This is a genomic window from Nostoc sp., from assembly GCF_036919575.1.
GTDB lineage: Bacteria > Cyanobacteriota > Cyanobacteriia > Cyanobacteriales > Nostocaceae > Nostoc.
Genome location: NZ_JBALBY010000050.1, coordinates 1 through 20,143 on the forward strand (window position 1 = coordinate 1; position 20,143 = coordinate 20,143).

14 protein-coding genes and 1 pseudogene are annotated in these 20,143 nt (G+C 42.0%); 7 read left to right on the forward strand and 8 right to left on the reverse strand.

From position 1 onward, the window contains the following. Window positions 1-355: 355 nt before the first annotated feature. Window positions 356-808 (reverse strand): cupredoxin domain-containing protein, encoded by a 453-nt coding sequence (locus tag V7K27_RS14265; protein ID WP_334948235.1) that lies wholly within the window; start codon window positions 806-808, stop codon window positions 356-358. Window positions 809-1,014: 206 nt separating this feature from the next. Here V7K27_RS14265 and V7K27_RS14270 point away from each other — a divergent pair, with 206 nt between their 5' ends. Beyond that, window positions 1,015-1,662, forward strand: coding sequence for a transmembrane-type terpene cyclase (locus V7K27_RS14270; protein ID WP_334948182.1), 648 nt, complete (start codon window positions 1,015-1,017; stop codon window positions 1,660-1,662). Window positions 1,663-1,828: 166 nt separating this feature from the next. On the opposite strand, the gene V7K27_RS14275 is transcribed toward V7K27_RS14270, so the two are convergent. Next, window positions 1,829-4,540, reverse strand: coding sequence for a M16 family metallopeptidase (locus V7K27_RS14275; RefSeq protein WP_442947619.1), 2,712 nt, complete (start codon window positions 4,538-4,540; stop codon window positions 1,829-1,831). A gap of 135 nt (window positions 4,541-4,675) precedes the next feature. Further along, window positions 4,676-4,913 (reverse strand): annotated as a pseudogene (locus V7K27_RS14280) (Hsp70 family protein); the annotation flags it as partial. A 469-nt stretch (window positions 4,914-5,382) separates the two neighbouring features. On the opposite strand from V7K27_RS14280, the gene V7K27_RS14285 reads away from it, so the two are divergent. Next, window positions 5,383-6,174, forward strand: coding sequence for an SAM hydrolase/SAM-dependent halogenase family protein (locus V7K27_RS14285; protein ID WP_334948186.1), 792 nt, complete (start codon window positions 5,383-5,385; stop codon window positions 6,172-6,174). 417 nt (window positions 6,175-6,591) lie between these two features. Next, window positions 6,592-6,744: a hypothetical protein gene (locus V7K27_RS14290; protein ID WP_334948187.1), complete on the forward strand. Its 153-nt coding sequence runs from the start codon at window positions 6,592-6,594 to the stop codon at window positions 6,742-6,744. Window positions 6,745-6,799: 55 nt separating this feature from the next. Here the strand turns inward: V7K27_RS14290 and V7K27_RS14295 are convergent, their stop codons facing one another. Beyond that, entirely contained in the window at window positions 6,800-7,543 is a 744-nt protein-coding gene (locus V7K27_RS14295) for a response regulator transcription factor (RefSeq protein WP_334948190.1), read from the reverse strand. Between the two features lie 158 nt (window positions 7,544-7,701). On the opposite strand from V7K27_RS14295, the gene V7K27_RS14300 reads away from it, so the two are divergent. The 4 genes from V7K27_RS14300 to hetI all read left to right on the forward strand — a co-directional run bounded on the left by V7K27_RS14300 (window position 7,702) and on the right by hetI (window position 10,320). Next, entirely contained in the window at window positions 7,702-8,766 is a 1,065-nt protein-coding gene (locus V7K27_RS14300; protein WP_334948192.1) for a YheT family hydrolase, read from the forward strand. 283 nt (window positions 8,767-9,049) lie between these two features. Then, window positions 9,050-9,223 carry a DUF6888 family protein gene (locus V7K27_RS14305; protein WP_334948194.1) on the forward strand — a complete coding sequence of 58 codons (174 nt, stop codon included), beginning with the start codon at window positions 9,050-9,052 and terminating at the stop codon, window positions 9,221-9,223. Next, window positions 9,220-9,429 carry a DUF6887 family protein gene (locus V7K27_RS14310; RefSeq protein WP_334948196.1) on the forward strand — a complete coding sequence of 70 codons (210 nt, stop codon included), beginning with the start codon at window positions 9,220-9,222 and terminating at the stop codon, window positions 9,427-9,429. Before V7K27_RS14305 ends, V7K27_RS14310 begins: the two co-directional genes overlap by 4 nt. A 180-nt stretch (window positions 9,430-9,609) precedes the next feature. Beyond that, entirely contained in the window at window positions 9,610-10,320 is a 711-nt protein-coding gene (hetI, locus tag V7K27_RS14315) for a 4'-phosphopantetheinyl transferase HetI (protein ID WP_334948198.1), read from the forward strand. 90 nt (window positions 10,321-10,410) lie between these two features. On the opposite strand, the gene V7K27_RS14320 is transcribed toward hetI, so the two are convergent. The 4 genes from V7K27_RS14320 to V7K27_RS14335 form a co-directional block, all read right to left on the reverse strand. Next, window positions 10,411-11,214, reverse strand: a complete 804-nt coding sequence (locus tag V7K27_RS14320) for an SDR family NAD(P)-dependent oxidoreductase (RefSeq protein WP_334948200.1) — start codon at window positions 11,212-11,214, stop codon at window positions 10,411-10,413. A 562-nt stretch (window positions 11,215-11,776) separates the two neighbouring features. Then, window positions 11,777-13,291, reverse strand: coding sequence for a thioester reductase domain-containing protein (locus V7K27_RS14325; RefSeq protein WP_334948202.1), 1,515 nt, complete (start codon window positions 13,289-13,291; stop codon window positions 11,777-11,779). A 2-nt stretch (window positions 13,292-13,293) separates the two neighbouring features. Beyond that, entirely contained in the window at window positions 13,294-14,970 is a 1,677-nt protein-coding gene (locus V7K27_RS14330) for a PfaD family polyunsaturated fatty acid/polyketide biosynthesis protein (RefSeq protein ID WP_334948204.1), read from the reverse strand. Window positions 14,971-15,191: 221 nt separating this feature from the next. Continuing rightward, window positions 15,192-19,991 (reverse strand): PfaB family protein, encoded by a 4,800-nt coding sequence (locus V7K27_RS14335; protein WP_334948206.1) that lies wholly within the window; start codon window positions 19,989-19,991, stop codon window positions 15,192-15,194. Window positions 19,992-20,143 lie beyond the last annotated feature (152 nt).

Here is a 20,143-nt window from a genome sequence, read left to right on the forward strand (position 1 = left end):
CTCCCGGAAAGATGACTGTGACTAAAGTCACACGAGTCGCTTATATCTCAGCGTCTTTAGACGCTGAGTTTTACGCTTACCGGCTGTTCCTATAATATCTATAATTTAAGTGATTTTAATCCCGGATCGGGATTCTTCGAGTTTAGCCGCTAACGTATATAGAATAACACATTCGCCTACTCCTGATGTGTTGGACTTGAATCAAAATTGGCTTAACTTATTTTTGGCTGTACACTATGGGACTTAGTACAGCTTTGCGTAAAATCGTGGGGAATTGAGGGTTGAAGTTTTAACGCAGAGGGACGCGGAGGGAAGCGCAGAGGGGCGCGGAGAATTTACGACAATTCTTTAATTTTTAATTCTTGATGGCAATCTCTCCAGTCATACCTGCTTCCGTATGTCCCGGTATTGAACAACGTAAGCCATAAGTGCCAGATTTTAGGGGCACAAATACCCATTCTGCCTCAGCACCCGGCTTGAGTTCCAGTTCGTGAATGGCTCCTTTTATTTCTACTTTGCCTGCTTCAACTTTTTGTGTCCAGATGCCATCGGCAAAATCTTTAGCAGTAAAATAGTGCTTCAGTTGGCTGGGATTGGTAAGCCGTAGTTGATAGCGTTTGCCACTCAGTAATTCTAAATGATTTGGCTCAAACTTGAGTTCGTTAGCCACATTACCCAAGCTAACTGTAATTTCTGTGGCTGGTTGCTTGAGCAAATCGCCAGACAAATTTGCCGCCATTGCTGGAGTAGCAAGGATGAAATTTAGTCCCAGGAGCAACGTTAAGATAACGTAGTTGCAAGGTAACATCTGCAACCAGGAAGTAGCGGGGAAATTAACAGATGTAATTACAATTTGATATAAATATTTGTGAACTAACGTAAATAAGTGGCTCATTTCTATGGGTAGTCCTAAAAGTGATGAGTACAAGCGACTCGTACAATTTTAAAGAAAGGATTGTTTGTGGCGATCGCGCTACGGGAAACCTTAAATAAAATCATAGTCCTAAACAGGTAATGATGAATATCGGAACCTACTTACTGCTTGCATGTGGCGTCTTCTGGTCACTCACCTATGTTCTACTGATTAAACGTGGCTTTCAAGATAAAACGTGCGGGATGCCATTGGTTGCTCTGTGTGCCAATATTTCATGGGAATTCATTTTCTCATTTGTTCATCCCCACTCCCCACCGCAGCTGTGGGTCAATATCATCTGGTTCACCCTTGATGTAATTATTTTGTTTCAATTTCTATATTTTGGGCAGTCTCTGTTTGCGAAGAAAGCGCAGAAATTGTTTTACCCTATGTTTGTGTTGACTTTGGTGACAAGCTTTTGTTGTGTATTTTTTATCAGCTATGAGTTTAACGATTGGAGCGGTGCTTATACAGCTTTTGGACAAAATCTTATGATGTCCATTCTCTTTATTGACATGTTGCTCAGACGCAACACTCTTTTAGGTCAATCAATCTTCATTGCCCTATCTAAAATGATCGGAACTGCATTTGCTGCCATTGGTTTTTATATTGCCAATCCTACACGACGGGGGTCGCTGCTGTTGCTGTTTCTATACACTGCAATATTTGTCTTCGACCTCATCTATATAATGATGGTGGCTATCAAGTTGAAGCAGACCAGTAATCCACAGGTAGGTGTCATACAGTGACTGTTGAGAGTGTACAGGAACCCCACCCCCAGCCCCTCCCCGCTCTTCGAGAGGGGGCTAAGATGTACCTGATGTGATTAGGAAACGCTATATCTATTTTATTGACTTAAGAGTTGCGGTTCTATCGCTCCCTTTATGGATAATTAATACCAAAATGCAGGGATCTCTATCTAAGACTTTTCTCTACTAACACAGATGGGCCAGCAGTGACGACCACGATTTGATCTGGGTGGAGTAACTCACGAGCCGCTTGGTTAACTTGGTCAAGGGTGACTTTCTGGATTTTATCAGTGAAGGAGTGCAATTCTACTTTATCTAGTTCATACACCTCATTCATCAGAATTCTATCTGTTAATTCCTCTGGGTTTGCCAGGGAAACGTTGTAGTTGCTGATGAGAGTGCGTTTAGCTGTTTCTACTTCCAGTGCGGTGACACCTTGTTGATGAATTTGCTGTAAGATTTGGCGGGTGCTAGCGATCGCTTTAGTGCTATCTTCTGGACTAGTCTGCATCTCAATCACAAATGTCCCGGCATTCTTAAGAGCTTGGAAGTAGCTATAAATTCCATAACTCAAACCTTGGCGATCGCGCACTTCTGCACCCAGTCTACTAGATAAGGTATCGCCTCCCAAAATCTGGTTCAATACTAAGGCTGCATGAAACCGAGGATCATAACGGTTAATACCTGTGCAACCCATATATGTAACAGCTTGGGTTTTACCTGGTAAAACTGGGTTGACACTCACTATTTTCTCCGGCATTGATACCGTGGGATATTTTAATGTGGGTGCTTGGCCGCTAACTTCCCAGTTACCAAACTCATTTTTAAGGAGCGATCGCACTTTGTCTAGATCAAAATCTCCCACCAGCGCTAGCACTGTCGTGTCTGGACGATAATGTTTAGCTTTAAAATCAATCACATCCTGGCGCTGAATCTGCTGTAAACTCTCCTCTGTGGGAAAAGTATGTAAGGGATGTTTTTTCGGGTAAATTGACTGAACAAATATTCTTCTGGCTACTTCTGATGGCTCATCTAATTCATGTTGGAGATCAGTTAAAGTTTGTTGGCGATGCAGTTCCAATTCTTTTATTGGAAAGGTACAATTTTTAACAACATCTGCCAATATCTCCAGGAGTATCGGCAAATCCTCTGCTAAACTATCACCCTCAATATGCACACCTTCGCGGTAGCTTTGAAAGTCTAAACTCGCTCCTCGTTCTGCCAAGACTTTGGCAATAGTTAAGACATCCTTACTATTCGTGCCATGTAGCAAATTATCTGCTACAAAAGCAGCCAATCCAGCTTGATTATCTGGATCAAATTCCGTCCCGGCTTGAATGTGTCCGCTCAGGGTAACGGTAGGAGTACTATGATCTCTTAACAGTAATATCCGCAGTCCGTTGGTAAATTTAAATTGCTGTGGTAGGATTTGGGCGATGTCTTCTCTACGAGAGGCTTTGCCAACCACCGCAAGCAACGCATCTGTAGCCAAATCCACAGGTGGTAAGTATTTCATCACCTCAGAAAAAAGCACAGGTGCTACAGGTGAGAAATTTTCTGTAGTATGGGCTGAGTCTGGTTTGTCACCAACTTCTGTTATCTGCCTTTGGGTTGGTTCAAAAAAACCTACTGTTCGCGCTTCTTTTGTCAAGTATTTGTTAATCACAGCGACAACATCCGTTGGGTTCACCAGACGGACAGCCGCCAAATAGCGGTCTGTATAGCGATAATCACCAGTAGTTGTCTGATCGTTGCCCAATCGCATTGCTTGAGAGGTGATATCACGGTTACTCAAAATTACATCTGCTGTTAATTGGGTTTTGGCTCGTTCAACTTCCTCAGATGTCACGCCTTTTTCTGCTACATTAGCGATCGCGCTAGTCAACACTGAGTCAATTTTTTTCAAATCTTGTTTAGAACCAGCCGTCACCAACACCTCATACCAGCCAGATTCTCGCAAACTGGTGACGGATGCTGTAACTTCATTAGCTAAACCTGACTCCACCAATGCCTGATGAAGTCTAGAATTCCGTCCCTCTGTAAAGATGTAATCCATCACATCCAACGCCGGCACATCCGGTTGATTTGCATCCGGTAGCGGATACACAACTTGTAACAGCCCCCCGGCTCCGGGTTCTCGCAATACTATCGGGGATGAGGGGGATGAGGGGGATGAGGGGGATGAGGGGGATGAGGGGGATGAGGGGGAAATAACTCCTGCCTCCTGTCTCTTCGCTAGCTTGCCAAATACTTCTTTAATTGTTTCGAGGGTGTTTGCAGTTTGAAAATCTCCAACAATCACTAAGACAGCATTATCGGGAGTGTAAAAATTGCGGTAATATTTCTGTATCTGCTCAACTTCAAATTTTTCGACATCAGCTTTGGTGCCACCTACAGGCAACCCATAGGCATGATTGGGAAACACCGCCTGCATGACAGCACGATTGAGGCGATATTCTGGGCTATTTTCGTAACCTTGCAACTCGGAAATTACTACCCGCTTCTCACTCGCTAATTGTTCTGGCTCAATCTGGGAATTTTGCATTCTGTCTGCTTCCAGCACTAAGAGCGCTTTCAGCTTATTTCGTTCCACAGTACCGTAATATGCAGTTTGGTCATAGCTGGTGAAAGCATTGGAATCACTACCTAAAGCACTAAACAAACGTCCAAATTGAATCGGACGATTTAGAGTGCCTTTAAACATCATGTGTTCCAACTGGTGGGCAATGCCATTCACGCCCGGTTCTTCGTTGCGTGAGCCAACCTCATACCACACCTGCACCGTCACTACTGGCGCAGTATGCACTTCTTTTGTCAGGACAGTTAGACCATTCTCCAGTACTGTCTTGCGGACATTTTCTGTCAGTGTTGAGGACATTATTCTTTTTATTAGCAAGGTTGGCTGGTATTTTTCTTTGTTAGATTTTGTTAGATGTAGTTGCATATTGGCTATGATCAGGTTGATCGCTCAACAAAAAACCGCTACTAGCCATAAGCTTAAAATTAATAATGGCAAGGCATATTTATACAATAATTTATTGAGTTGGGGAATAAAATAAATCTGTTTGTTGATAGACTCGAAGCCACGCGCAAAAGATTGAGGATAGCTGTTCATTAGAAAAGTAATCTTCTTTAGCTTTGCAGCAGGCAAGTTCACAACGAGCTTGGTGATGCTGATATTCCTCAAATACTTTTCAAAGTAACACTTTTTGTTCGTGTTGAGCAAGAGTACGCGCAAAAATAGCCTTGTCACACGATTTTGGATTTTGCGAAAAGTTGCGTGCGGGGGTTCCCCCTGTTGAGCAAACTTTTCAAGACAGATTTTAGATTTTAGATTGACCCCAGCAATCAAGTCAGGGGCTTATTATTTAATTTTAGATTTTGTTTTTAGATCCCCAGCAAATCGTAGATTTGGTGGTGCAACAATTCAGTGGCGGGTCTGAATCCCTCACTGATGGTTACGTAGCTCTGCCGAAGTATTGATTCTGAATTCTGAATTCTGAATTCTGAATTCTTCTTCAAGAATATCTGTCTGAAGTTGGTTGCGTTCTTCGCTAAAAAGTGAACTTATTATTTTCATTGCGTTGACTAAGACTTTCAGGTTACTAATAGGGGTGAAATGAACAGTTGTCTGCTGATTTCACGCTGTAATCAGATGATGACCGAATAATTATGAATTAGGTTGATTGCAAATTACTACCCTAAGGAAGGAGGAGCAGAATGTTTATCTGCGTCATTGCAGACTACGGTACAGGAGATCCGGCATTTATTGAAGTCACACAACGTCTGCTGATGGCTTTACCCGATGCCCAAATTCATTTGCTTTCGGTTCCAGCATTCAGTACCTTGGCAACGGGATTCTGGATTGCCCAACTAGGACTCAATCCAGGACCTGGCGATCGCCTAATTTATCACAATTGTGCGCCTCGTCAAGATGATCCCGAAGCCCGTCGGGATAATGAAGGTGAAGGACTAACTTATGCCCTTTTATCCAATGGTGTAAAAGTAGTGGGTGTGAATGCGGGCTACACTCTCTCCTTTATCAAAGACTATACAAAAGAGTTGCGAGTGGTCAACGTTTCTCGCGGTGGCTCACAGTTTCGCTCACGAGATGTGTTTCCTCCGGCGGCGGGGGCGATCGTGGGTGAGGATTTTAGCGTTCTGGGAGATAGCATTTCTCCTGAGCAAATCCCAGATGTTCCACCAGATAGAATTGCCTGGATTGATGGCTACGGCAACATTAAAACAACTATTGGGGCGCATACAGTTAACTTCGAGCCTCAAACCAAGATCGTAATCCGAATTGGAGATGTGGTCAGTGATGCAGTGTATTCTGATGGTAGCTTCAAGGTATCTGAAGGAACTTTAGCCTTTGCTCCTGGTAGTTCCGGTTGGTCAAGAGGCGATTCAGGAGAACCATTGCGCTTCCTAGAACTGTTTCTGCGAGGAGGGAGTGCTTGGGAGCGCTTTGGCCGTCCCCGTGTGAATCAGCAAGTAACTCAAATCGCCTAAATCAAATCTAGGACTTACGCATTGACAAGAAATACAAAATATGTACCAGGTAAAAAGCCACATCTTTTGTAGGGGTTTAGCATGGCTTTTCCCCTACAGCATCGTCTATTTACGATCAAAGAATAATTAAGAAAAGCCTGAAACAACCTATTTTTGTTAACGTCAGAATTCAGAATCAAGATGCTCTCTACGAGACGCGCAAGGGACGATTGGTGTCAACTTAACGTGAAAGCCTTTTAAAACCTCGTTTCTAGCCTCTGGCTGGAAATGCACGTCATGGCGGCTCTGCCGCAAGTCTTGAGGCGGAGCCTCTCGGAATGCATTCCCAGTCGGAGACTGGGAACGAGACAACGAGACAATATTGGCTTAGTACAGTTTTGCGTAAAAGCGTAGCGTTTCTAATTGCAGAGGAACGCATTGGCATTATCAGCCAACGCATTGGCATTGTCAGCTAACGCATTGGCATTGTCAGTCAACGCATTGGCATTGTCAGCCAACGCATTGGCATTGTCAGTCAACGCATTGGCATTGTCAATCAACGCATTGGCATTGCAGGGTATTGCTAAATAGAATTCGCTACGAATTAATCAAATGCTGTACTTAGTTAAGGGAATTTAGCGTGATTTCATTCTACGACTGTTACTGAAGCCGCTTCATTTGATGGAGCTATACCGGGTAACTCAAGACAGTATCCAGCACCATACACTGTTTTGATATAGCGGGGGTGGCGGGGATCTGGTTCTAGCTTGGTTCTCAAGTGGCGAATATGGACTCGAATCGTTTCTATGTCGTCATCAGGATCGTAACCCCAAACTTCTCTGAGGATTTCGCTGGGAGAAACCGTTTGACCGTGGCGTTGCAGCAAGCAGTGAAGTAGCTCAAATTCCAAATGAGTCAATTTCACCGTGTCATTGAACCATATTGCCTCAAATCTTTCGGGAACCAGAGTCAGTGAGCCATAGTTGAGAATCTCACTATGCTTTGCTGCTTGGGGAATGCGGTCAGTACGCCGCAAAAGCGCCCGCACTCGCGCCAGCATTTCTTCAACTTCAAAAGGCTTGGTGAGGTAATCATCTGCGCCAGCATTGAAGCCTTCCACCTTGTTCTGAGTTTGGCTCAAAGCCGTCAACATTAACACGGGAATCTCAGAGGTGCGATCGTCACGACGCAGGCGTTGACAAACGGTAAACCCATCTACTCTGGGCAACATGAGATCGAGCATGATCAAGTCTGGTTGTAACTGGAGAGCCAGTGCTTGACCTTTAATGCCGTCTTCAGCTTGACTAACATCGTAGCCAGCCATTTCCAAGTTGACGGCAACTAGTTCTGAAATCGCTGGGTCATCATCTATGACAAGAATCCTCGGCATTATTAAAAAATTTTTACTACTGATTAAGGATAAATAACAACCTTTGTATAGATACAAAGATTTTTGAGTCGATTATGAAAAGGTTTTTAAATCTTACATAAATATTAAGATTAAATGACTGTGAAATCAAGACTCAACTACACGAAATCTTATAGTCTATGATGTGTTATACTCCGCCCTACAATCCGTCTTGGTTTTTACAAAACGGTGTGATCATGACTGTATACACCGCTTTGTGGGGAAAACGTTTCTGGGAAAGTACTATTCAATTACCAGAACCGTCTTATCATGAGAAAATTTTTATTGGTGGCCAAGGTGTGCCAATTTTTGGCTTGGTTGCCATCCCTGAAAATGCTCATAGCACGATTATCGGTACTTATGGCATCACTGGGGAGTTAGAGACGGAATGGTTTTTGAGAGTGCTAGGACGTAAGGCTTACGCTCAAGGATACGCTGTGGTGTTATTTGATTGGCGTGCCCACGGCAAAACTGCCCAATTTTCGCCGACTCTGACTTCTGATGGTTTGTATGAGGGGGAAGATTTTGTTCGCATTGCGGCAGCTGCTAAGGCAATGGGATGTCCGGGAAAATTTTGGTTTACAGGGTATTCTTTAGGAGGGCAATTGGCGCTATGGGGGATCAAGGTCGCTCTTGAGGTGATTAGAGAGCATGGAGATTTAGGACTAGAAGATAGTGATATTGGTGGTGGTATGGTGATTTGTCCCAGTTTGGATTCGGAGCGATCGCTATCTTATCTAGTTACAAAGCCCTTCGGCAGATATTTGGAAGCAGGGATTGCACAGAATTTAAAAAAACTGGCATGGCGAATACATGATGCTCATCCGGGAAGCATTGACCCAGCAGCGATTGAACGGGCGAATAGTATCTGGGGTTTTGATAATGAACTGGTAATTAACCGACTAGGTTTTCCTTCTGTGGAAGCATATTACCAAGCTAGTAGTGCTTTACAAATATTGCCGCAAATCTCGAAACCGACTTTGATTTTATATGCTGCTGATGACCCACTTTTTGACCCAGCCATCATCCCAGAATTGCAAGAAGGCTGCGATCGCAATTCCGTAATAGATTTATTACTCACTCAGTACGGCGGTCATGTTGGCTATTTGAGTAGCAAAAATTGCCAGCGCCAAGCACAAGATTCTGACCCTTGGTGGGCATGGAATCGAATTTTACAATGGTTGGAGAAACAGCGTAATTCGTAATTAAGAAAGTCAGATTAAATCTGGGTTTCCAGGAAAAGCATTTGTAACCTTCTTTTAGAGGATGTCTGAGAAGTATCAGATATTTGCTGATCCCCCCTAACCCCCCTTAAAAAGGGGGGAATAAGAGTCTTAAAGTCCCCCTTTTTAAGGGGGATTTAGGGGGATCTCTAAGCATTCGCTGTATAGAAAAAACTTTTCAGACATCCTCTTAGAGAATTGGTATAAGGTTGTTGTACTCTAGTAGATTTTCTACGACAATTATTATGGGTGGAATAATTTTAATATGCCAACGCCAGAGCAAATGCGAACTTGTTTCATTCTTGGTTATTGGGCAACCAAGATGTATTTACCGATATATTTGATTCGGATAGACGAGCGCACAAAACATGTAGTTATTCTGGCTGGAGAAGAGACAGAAATCTTAATTTATCCAAATGGGAAATGGAGATATTTATGAACAAACCAGATTTTATGTCAATGAGCCGTGCCCAATTGCGTAAATATATCCTTGAACACAGGGAAGAGGAAGCAGCTTTTCAAGTTTACGTGGATAGGTTTAAATCTGACAGTAATGAAATATTTCCAGCACCACAAACTATAGATGATTTAAAAAACTTTCCCGAATTACAACGTCAGCACCAGCAAAAACCCAATCAAAGTTAATTACAAATTACGTTAACCTCACGCTTTCTCGTGTTTGCGTACTCTTACAGAGAAGCAAGCTACGCTTTTAGCTTCTCGTAGAAAGCGTCATTACGAATTACATTAGCGAAGCGTTAGCGAGTCTTCTCCCAAGGGGAGACGCTTTAGCGCAACGAGCGTCATTACGAATTACGAATTATAATGAATCACCTCTGGCTACCTGCACCAACAGATTTAACTTTGTTACCGGATGAGATTCATGTCTGGCGCATAGAACTTCACCAACCAGAATCACAGCTGCAAAATTTAGCAGCGACTCTTTCCAGTGACGAAACGGCTCGTGCTGAACGGTTTTATTTTCCAAAGCATCGGCAGCATTTCATCGCTGGTCGCGGTATTCTCCGAACTATATTAGGTCGCTATTTGGGTATCAAGCCCCTACAAGTTCAGTTTAATTATCAACACCGTGGCAAACCAGTATTAGCGGATAAATTTGCCGATAGTGGACTGGCGTTTAACTTGTCTCATTCCCAAGAGTTAGGTTTGTGTGCGGTGAATTGCACTCGGCCAATTGGTGTAGACCTAGAATATATTCGCCCGATGTCTGATTTAGAAGCTCTTGCCAAACGGTTCTTTTTACCGAGAGAATATGAGATGTTGCGATCGCAATCTCCCAACCAACAGCAAGAAATATTTTTCCGTTACTGGACTTGTAAGGAAGCTTATTTAAAAGCAACTGGAGATGGACTATCCCAGCTAGAGCAAATTGAAGTATCGCTGACTCCCACAGAAGCAGCCAAGTTAGAGATAACTGAAGACTGGAGTCTTTTTGAACTAATACCTGCTAACAATTATGTTGCTGCTATTGCGGTAGAAAATTTTGGCTGGCACTTAAAATGTTGGCAGTATTGATGTTGATTAAGCTCATCTCCTGGGTCAAACAAGAGAGATTTTGCGGACAAATGACAAATGACCAATGACAAATGACAAATGACAACCTGCTTATTTATCTTCCTGCATATTTCGCACAATTTTTGTCACCAGGTTTCTAGGTACAAATCTGACGCTTTTTGCAAGTATTGCATTGAGTAAACCAGGAATGACAATGGTTTGACCCTTCATTAAGGCGCGAAAACCAACTTCGGCTACTGTTTTTGCATCCATCATCTTCTTGCCTTTGAGCAACTTAGAGTCTGCCATTCCCGTTCTTTCATGAAAAGCAGATGCGGTTGAGCCTGGGCAAAGAACTGTCACAGTCACACCTGTATCTTCTAATTCATTTGCGATCGCTTCTGAAAAAGATAAGATATAAGCTTTACTAGCAAAATAAACCGCCATCAAAGGCCCAGGTTGAAAAGCAGCAGCCGAGGCGACGTTTAATATTTTTCCCTCACCTTGCTTTACCATGTGCTTCACGAATAGCTTAGTTAAATGGGTGAGACACACCAAATTTACCTGTAGCATTTCCAATTCAGTAGCTAGGTCTGTTTCGTGAAATAATCCATAGATACCAAATCCAGCATTATTTACCAGTATATCAACCTTAATATCGGCTTTTTGTAACTCTGTGAAAATTTCTTCAGGAGCTATTGGTATCGATAGATCCTTAACAATAGTTTTAACAAGAATTCCAAATTCTTTTTGGAATTTAACTGCAATTTCTACAAGCTTTGACCCGTTTCTGTCTACTAAGACAAGATTGTAATTATGAGCAGCAAAAATAGATGCTAATTCGTAGCCAATTCCACCGGCTGCCCCAGTAATGAGAGCAGTTTGTTTGCTCTGTCTTTGATGTGTTGTGTTCATGTAAGAATGTTAGTGGATTCAACTTGATGAAGCTGCATTGCATTTACAGTGGTTCTCGCTCTACAATTAAGTACGCGTAATATCTGAACCGACAATAAATATCTTGAGTTATTACCCTTTCAAATGCTTGTGTAGTGCGTTCAATAGATGTAGCAGTCCAAAGCTAAATTTAGGACTTATGCATCGAAAAAGTTTGGACTTAAAGGAGTTCGGTTATTTCAGACTGCTAGCATTTGGCTTTTGATCACTCACAAAAGCCATCGGGTAAAATCAAACTTTTATGCTCGACACTAACCATTCTATCCTCGATTGCTTATGTCAAGAGGTGAATACTAAAAATTTACATAATTGAGTATACACCAACAGGGCAATTATATTGCCGATGTTAGTGTATGAGTTGTTGCTGGCATCTGAAATATTGCCTTTTCAGTAGTACTGAGTTTTCAAAAACATGGATTAAATAAAATTGCTTTGTAGGATGTGTTACGGCTTTTGTAACGCACCGAAAGTATCCGGCATAGTGCGTTACGTTCCTCACACATCCTACGCAAATTGTGAATTATTAAGCGATATTTAAGAAACCACTTTGAATCAAGTAGGCGGTATAAGTCATAAACAATTGAGAGTCAATGGTCGGACAAACAATAGAACTGCCTGCTAGTGCATGAAGAGTATCTTGGCAGCTAATATGGGGTCTTCTAGCTTGTAGGTACAAATCAGGAATAGTCAGTTGTTCATCAGACCAACGTTCTAGTAAAAAGGGACGCAGAGTATATAAAGGATTGTCCACAGAAGACACATTATTGATTAACTCTGATTGCCATTTTTCGTAGGGAATCATCTCAACTGAATAACCAAATGAGCGTATCCACTCAACTAGCATTTTCAAAGCGGCAGGTTGGGGATGTTGTAAATTGAAAGCTTTACCTATGGATTCTTTTTGGCGTGATAGATAAACGATCGCTTTACTTACATAGTCCACAGGAGACATATCTAACATATAATCTACATCAGGGAAATATCCCATTTGTAGACAGCCCTTAGTCATCAAATTGATAAAGTCATGTGTGTTACAAATGCCTGTTTTGCTATCACCTGAAATCAGTGGCGGTCTGTGGATAGTTACAGGAAGTCCACGGTCACGAGCAATTTTGACTAACTTTTCAGCTACCCATTTTGTTTGTGAGTAACCCAGATAAATACCTTCCCAATGATTGAATTCATCCTGTTCTTTAACAACCTTGCCAGCATAAGCAGTGGATTCAAAAACAGCCACACTGGAAACGTAATGTACAGGCTTGACTTTAATTTGACAAGCTAATCTCAAAACTTCTTGAGTTCCTAAAACATTGGCTGCCTTCAATGCTGAGTATGGAAAAACATAATTCAACAAAGCACCACTATGATATATAGTATCAATATTGGCAGCTAAAATTTGAAACTGTTCAGAGCCAACACCTAACAATGGCTGAGATAAATCGCCGACAATCGGAATAATTCTGGAGTTAAATTCTTCCTGCCAAATTGCATACTGTTGCAGATTTTTTTGGAGTTTGCTTTTGCCTTCTTCGGCATTGGCAGCACGCACTAAACAATAGATATCCGCATTAGTTTCTTGTAGCAATTCCCGGATGATAAAAGCTCCTAAAAAGCCTGTTCCTCCAGTTAAAAAGATGTTTTTGGGTTCACCTACAAGTACATTAGATGCCGCACCAGGATGGATAGTAGGGTCAAGAACAGCCTCAGCACCTAAATCTAGAACAGATGGCGCAGCATTGGCATTAGAAGCTGTCACCCCTGTATCTTGAAGTGGTGAATCTTCTTGCACTTCTTCAGCTAAACGCTGTGAAAGAGCTTCAATATTTGGGTAATGCCACAGAAGCAATGGAGATGGTTGAAATCCTAGCAACTTTTCTAAGTTACTTACTAGAATCATTGCTTGGGCTGAATCTAACCCATAGTTTTCTAAATGTTCTTTGACATCTATTTCATCAGTTGCTACTCCTAGCAACTTAGCTAAGTTAGATACCAAAAATACTTGAATATCGTCTGCTGTAAAAGACTGTTTTATAGTCATTTTTAAATCTCCAACAATGATGTAGAACGAACAGGGTGATACTGACTGTAATAATCGTCAGCTTGCAGCCCTTGAATTTTCAAATTTTGGACACGATACAAAAACGCTGCACCAGTCATAATTTGATTAGCAACATCAACTACCTGACGATTATTTGGTTCAGATAGATACGAACCGCGTACCCAGTCATTGAAACCGCCCATTGCGGGGCCACACCAAATTTGATAATCTACTTCTCTACCTTTTTCACCAGAACTAGACCACCGAGAAGATAATCCTAGATACCAGCGGAAAATCAACGCCATTTTCAGTTTAGGATTATTGACTGCTTTACCCAGTTTTTCAGGATTCTTTTGGGACAAATAAGCCGCAGTTCCTTCCCATACCTCGGCGATAGTTTTGCGAAAAACTTGTTTTTCTAATTTCTCTCTTTCTGCCAAAGGAATCTCTTCAATCGAATTATAAGCGCGATAGAGTTCAAATAATTTCTGCGATCGCATGGGGAACATCGTACCCCGTTTGAGAACTTGCAGTTTCACTCCCATTTCAAACATATCTGCTGCTGGGGCCATCATCATATCAGCCATTTCTGCTTGAGCTAATAATTTTTTGGTGTGTTCACAAGCCCCAGATTCAACGCATGATTGATTAATTGAACCAGTCATTATATAAGCAGCACCCATCATAAAAGCTGCTAGTGCTGATTGTGGTGTACCAATTCCCCCTGCTACTCCGATTCTAATGGGTATTTGGTAATGATATTGTGCTTGAATTTCATCCCGCAAGGCAATAATAGAAGGTAACAAACAAACCAAGGGACGGTTATCTGTATGACCTCCAGAATCAGCCTCGACGGTAATATCATCAGCCATCGGAACTTTAGCCGCAAGGGTTGCTTGTAACTCGGTAATTAATCCTTGTTCAAGAAGTTCTTTGATAATTCTGGCTGGTGCTGGTTGCAGAAATTTAGTAGCAACTTCTCGGCGAGAAATTTTGGCAATGACTTTATTTTTGATTTCAATTTGATTGGCGTTATTCAACCCGAATCCAGCAACACGGTAATAAACAATGTTGGGGGTCAAGTCGAGAAATGCAGATGCTTCTACTGTTCTCACTTGATATTTCAGGTATAAATCCACAGCCCGGCGTTCATTCGCAGGTTCATTCGGACTGTGAATTAAATTAAATGCATAAGGCCCTTGAGGTAAAGCTTGTTGAATGCGATTTATGGCTGCTTCCAAACGTTCTGGAGTTAAACCACCTGCACCAAAGGAACTCAAAATTTGTGCTTTTCCGAGTGCAATTACCATTTCTTCGGAAGCAATTCCGCCAGCCATTGCGCCAGTAACGTAGGCATATTTCACTCCATGAAAGGAGAGAAAATTCGGATCTCCAAATTGTTGAATGCGGATTGGGGCTGCAAATGTTAGCAGTTCTACTTGTGCTGTTGTGCCATTATCACCTGGGGATAAATACCCCTCATTTGTGACACCGATTTTTCCGGCAACTTTCACGATGTAGCAGGGTTTATCTAATACCATCAATTTATCTTTGATGGTTTGTTGCTCAAAAGATACAGTTTCTAAAGAACCTTTCCAAACCTGGTTTTTGTTATAAGACCAGGCAGAGAAGTTAAGACCATTATCGTGTTTACTTAGTACCGTATCTACGGTTGTCACGGCAGTTATCCCTCGGATTACAAGCAATGGATGATAGATGTAGATTCTGTAAAGGAGTCTACGTTTTATTTTCTTTTAACGAACCGCAGAGGCGCAGAGAGCGCAGAGGAAGAGAGTAATACCAATTCTCTAGAAGATGCACTTAATCTTTTTTAAACGAACCGCAAAGGACGCAAAGGACGCAAAGTAAGAGAAAGTTTAGAGAGAATTGGTATGAGATATTAAGATTCTTCGTTGAGCAAGTTTTGGGCGCAAGTTAGTTGCAATTGAATGATTTCGCTCATTTGTTGACTATAATCTTGTCTAGCTTGTAAAAAAGCTGTGTGCGCTTTAGTTATCTTTGAATTATTAGCATTGAGCTTTTGATACTGAGTCTTATTTAAATCGAACATGCTGATGATGCTACTAATTTTTTGAGTGATGACAGGTGGCGAAGAAAGAGGATTTTGCTGCCCAATTGCGCTTGACTCAGAAGATTGTAATTGTTCTCTCGTTTCAAAAACGTTATCAATGATATTTTTCGGTTTTACTTCTTCTGGCTGAGGCAAGATGTTAAGGGAATAATTTTCTTGTTGGGTTATCTGGTTGGAAGTATTAAGAGAATCTGTGATTTCAGATTGTTGGAGATTAGGTATGTTTAGAGGCTGTTTTTTGAAGCGTTCGCCCTTGGCGTTGGCGGAGCCATCGCTCCTAATATCCCCAACCAAATCTTCAACAAGTTTACGATTTTCTTCGCTCAAAATTGTAGCAGCGATCGCTTTCCCTCCCAAGGTAACTGTTCTCAATGTTGCTTTATTTTGATTAGCAGTTTCTTGGGCTTTGCTATACAGTGGTGATAAATCCACGTTCACTTGATGACTGAGTAGTTTTGCTAATGCTTTGACCATTGAAGCATGGTCATCCATCCCTCTACGATTTAGAGAGACTGTGATATGTTCTTTGTTGCCGAGAATTTTATCAATCCATCGTGAACACACACTACCTGCACCCGCTTCTAAAAATATTTTGACACCATCACCGTAGACACGGTTAACTAATTGCGGAAAATCAAGTTCTTGGCACAATCCTTTGGCGATGTTATGCGCGATGGCTTCGCCAACGCCTCCGGCGAACGCATCACTTTCAAGTGCGATCGGTTGATAATCTGCGGCAGAATAAAAAACAATACCTGGGAGAGTTTGGGATGGTAAAGTGTTTACCTTCTTGATTTCCTCGTACTGCGATCGCATCGCTTCACAATGTATCACATGGTCGAAGGGAGCCGGGAAAGCGTTGCAACCTAAAGTTTCAATCACTCGCTTACAGGCTGCATCATCACCAGCAATTAATACTTCTTCTGGTGTGTTGATTTGAGTTAAGTAGACGTGATTTTCATGTTTCAGGCATTCTCTAACTTGAGATGGTGTAGCCATGAGAACATAGGTATTCCAAAAATTGTTGTTTGGTGAATCGGTTAATCCCCAATATTCACGCACAGCATTTTTCGGCCCAGATAATTTATCGCCAAATAAAGGTGATGAGTTTAAGGTATTACTTCCGCCCTCAAAATCACTCCAAACTCCTTGGGCAACCATCATACTAGTTTCACCCAAACTATACCCAAATACAGATTGCGGCTTTACTTGAAAATCATCTCGAAAAATTGCCGTCATGTATCTAGCAAAGGCGATTTCACTTTCAAACATTGCCAGTGAATCATCTAACAATTGCTTTTCGAGAGTTTCTAGTTGCCTAGTTGTCAATTTAGGTAAACTTCTGGGATAAACCAACTTTTCAACATCGGCAGCCCGATTGTAGAGATTGTTACTTTTTAAGTCCTCAAAAACTTTAGGAAATAAACGGAATACACTACGACCAATGCCAATATAAGAATTGACTGCGGCGGGATAAACGTAAGCAACTGCTCCAGTTTTACCCAATGGTTTCGCTGTGAAATAACTTCCTAAAGGTGTTTGCCAATCTGTGCCGTTTTCAAAGGCATTATTTACACCTTTGCGGGCAGATTCAATTTCTTTGAGTAAATCTTTTGTGTTACGTCCTGTGATTGATAAGACGTATTTAGGCTCAGGATGCTGTTGAAAAGTAGCGAATGTTTGGCTGGCGGTAGCTGATAAAGAAGAACTAGCTTCAATGGATTTTTGAAGATGGTTAAGTATATCGGGTATAGTGGTGCGATCGCTAACTGCTATAGGGAACAGATGAAAAGGCATTTGTTGCAAATATCTGTTGTCGCGCTCCTCTTGGCTGGGTTCTTCCGATAAGATTAAATGGGCATAACTCCCATCTATACCCATGCTATTAATTGCTGCTATTCTGCGTGTGCCGCCTTTATCGACAAACCAAGGTCTTGATTCCATTGCCACATAGAAGGGGCTACCTTCCCATACTTGCGGTGTTTTGACACCAGACCATTTGGGGGTGGCGGGAATATACCTGTAATAAAGACAGAGGGCGGTTTTGATTAAGCTAGCAATTCCCGATGCTGTATAGGTGTGGCCGATATTGGCTTTGACGCTGCCCAACGCACAATGCAAACCATTGCCCACTTTCGGATAAGCTTGCAGTAAACCTGTGATTTCGGCTTCATCCTGCTGGGAAACGCCACTACCGAAGACTTCTACATAGTTAACCTCTGTGGGTTGAATATCTGCCATCTGGAAAGCTTGTTTGCAGACATTGCTGATAGCTGAAGCATCAGTTTTTACCAGAGCGTTACTGCCAGTAGAATTACTTTGTGCGAAACTCATAGCATCAATGACTGCATAGATGCGTTCATTATCTTCCTTAGCAGCTTCGTAGCGCTTGAGGACGACAGCACCAGCACCTTCGCCAACCGTCCAACCATTGGCTTGTTGGTCATAACCCAACGTATTGACACCCGTATTAATTGGTGCAAATTGGTTGCGGAATAAGACATTTTCCATACCACCTGCCAAATCTACCGCACCAACAACCACAGCATCAACTTCTCCAGTTGCGAGTAGCATTTGTGCAACTTCCAACGCTTTGAGGGCAGAATTTTCGCCAGCGCTGATGGTGAATGCCGGGCCAGTGAAATTCCATAAAGCTGAAATTCGACTCGCCATAATGTTGGCGATGTGACTCACATATTCACCGATTTCTACTGGTTGGTGAATGCTATCTTTTACAATGGTTTCCAGTTGTGCAAGCTGTTCAGCAGGTAAAGAAATTCCTTGGTTGAGTAAGCCGTCCTTAACTTGCCAAGATAAATTCCATCTTTGCTGTAGCTGATGTACAGAGAATTCTGTCTCAGCAGCGACAATCACTGCAACATTGCTTCCCTCCTGTAGTTTCGCATCTTTCACGGCGCGATCGCTAACTTTCAGCAGCAACAATTGTTGTGGGTTTAACTTTTCGATTTCATTCGGTGGGATTTTGCACGATAAAGTATCGATTTCAAAATCTTTGATATATGCCCCTACTGGTGCTTTACCATCTGCTAAACCGTACTCTTTCAGGACATTTTCTTGGTTTTCTATACCGTGCCATCTTTGAGGCGGTAGGGAAGTAAAATGCTGTGTTCCATCATAAATACTGCGTTCAAAAGCATCTAAACCATTGCAGTTACCAAAAAAGGCATCCATGCCGACAATGGCGACTTTTACAGGTGGAACAGGTGGAGTTGATTCAACTGATTGTGTTGTATTTCCTTGTTCTAAAATTAGATGAGAATTAGTGCCACCAAAACCAAAAGCGCTAATAGCAGCCCGTTTGATTGGTGCGTTATTATTCGGCCATGCTGTAGCTGTTCTAACAATTTTATCGGCGGAAATTGTACTTTTTTCTGAAGTTAAAGGATCAGAAACATTCATGGTTGCTGGAATTACACCATGAGACATACTCAAAATCACTTTAGTCAAGCCAACCATGCCAGCAGCAGTTAGCAAGTGGCCAGTATTTGCCTTAGCAGAACCAACCAGAGGTGCAGCTTGGTTTTGACCAAAGAATGTTTCTATGGAGTTGAATTCGGTTGTATCTCCTAATAATGTGCCGGTGGCGTGACACTCTAGATAATCGATAGTTTTGGGACTAATTTTCGCCTCATTATAGGCTCGTTCGAAAGCTAGAATTTGTCCTTTAGGATTAGGACTCAGTAAATGTTTACCTTTGCCATCATTCGAGAGTCCATTACCGCAAATGGTGGCGAGAATATTATCACCATCTCTAACGGCATCAGAATATCTTTTCAGCATCACCATCCCAACACCATCGGCGGGAATTAGCCCTCTAGAGGACTTATCCAAGGGGCGGCTGATGCCGTTTTCTGCATACCCTTGAACACCGGAAAATAACATCCGCACGAATAGGGAATCTGCACAACTTATAGCTCCAGCTAACATGACATCAGCTTTGTGTGACCATAAGTAATGAGATGCTAGTTTAATAGCATAAAATGATGATGAACAAGCAGCATCCAGACATAAATTAATCTGGGATAGAGATAGAGCTTGAGCAATGATAGATGCTGGTAAGCCAGATATCATCGCATTGTATAAAGAGGCTTTGGTTGCACTTGGGAGAGCAGCTAAATCAAAATCTTCATACTGCAAAAGTTCTCTAACAGCAGGGGTAATAGATTGCTGATAAATTGGAGAAAATAGCTGGTTAGATAATTTTGTTGGGAATGACAAATTACCTAAAATTACGCCGCATTTTGCAAGGACAGTTTGATTACCCCAATAACCACTCTGTACAATTGCTTGTTTAGCGGCATACAATGACCATTTGAAGGTGTTATCTAAACCAGCAACAAATTCTGATGGTAGATTGTATTCGGAAGGATTAAATTGAAAGTTGCGGATGTATCCGCCTTTGAGGGAATAGGTTTTGTCTGGTGTACCTTTAGCTGGATTGTGAAAGATTGTCGGATCTACTCCGATTTCTTCGACGGTTGCAGAGGATGTGGAATCTTTTTGATTAACGATGTTATGCCAGTATTCTTCAGGGTTTTTAGCATCGGGGAATAGGCATGACAATGCGATGATGGCTATTTTTTCCACGATTTATATGCTCCGAGTTTGGGTATTAGGCAAGAGATAATTTAAAAGGCAGGATTTACGCTGTTCCCCAAACTTTGAAGTGGCAAGTTATAGCAATCCTATTCGAGTTGTGAAATTTACTGTTTTTAATCGAACCGCAGAGGCGCAGAGAG

Coding starts and splice junctions, on each gene's coding strand:
- V7K27_RS14285 (WP_334948186.1), top strand. CDS start 5,383: ATGTTTATCTGCGTCATTGCAGACTACGGTACAGGAGATCCGGCATTT.
- V7K27_RS14325 (WP_334948202.1), bottom strand. CDS start 13,291: ATGACTATAAAACAGTCTTTTACAGCAGACGATATTCAAGTATTTTTG.
- V7K27_RS14310 (WP_334948196.1), top strand. CDS start 9,220: ATGAACAAACCAGATTTTATGTCAATGAGCCGTGCCCAATTGCGTAAA.
- V7K27_RS14295 (WP_334948190.1), bottom strand. CDS start 7,543: ATGCCGAGGATTCTTGTCATAGATGATGACCCAGCGATTTCAGAACTA.
- hetI (WP_334948198.1), top strand. CDS start 9,610: ATGAATCACCTCTGGCTACCTGCACCAACAGATTTAACTTTGTTACCG.
- V7K27_RS14265 (WP_334948235.1), bottom strand. CDS start 808: ATGTTACCTTGCAACTACGTTATCTTAACGTTGCTCCTGGGACTAAAT.
- V7K27_RS14300 (WP_334948192.1), top strand. CDS start 7,702: ATGATGTGTTATACTCCGCCCTACAATCCGTCTTGGTTTTTACAAAAC.
- V7K27_RS14270 (WP_334948182.1), top strand. CDS start 1,015: ATGATGAATATCGGAACCTACTTACTGCTTGCATGTGGCGTCTTCTGG.
- V7K27_RS14275 (WP_442947619.1), bottom strand. CDS start 4,540: ATGTCCTCAACACTGACAGAAAATGTCCGCAAGACAGTACTGGAGAAT.
- V7K27_RS14305 (WP_334948194.1), top strand. CDS start 9,050: ATGCCAACGCCAGAGCAAATGCGAACTTGTTTCATTCTTGGTTATTGG.
- V7K27_RS14320 (WP_334948200.1), bottom strand. CDS start 11,214: ATGAACACAACACATCAAAGACAGAGCAAACAAACTGCTCTCATTACT.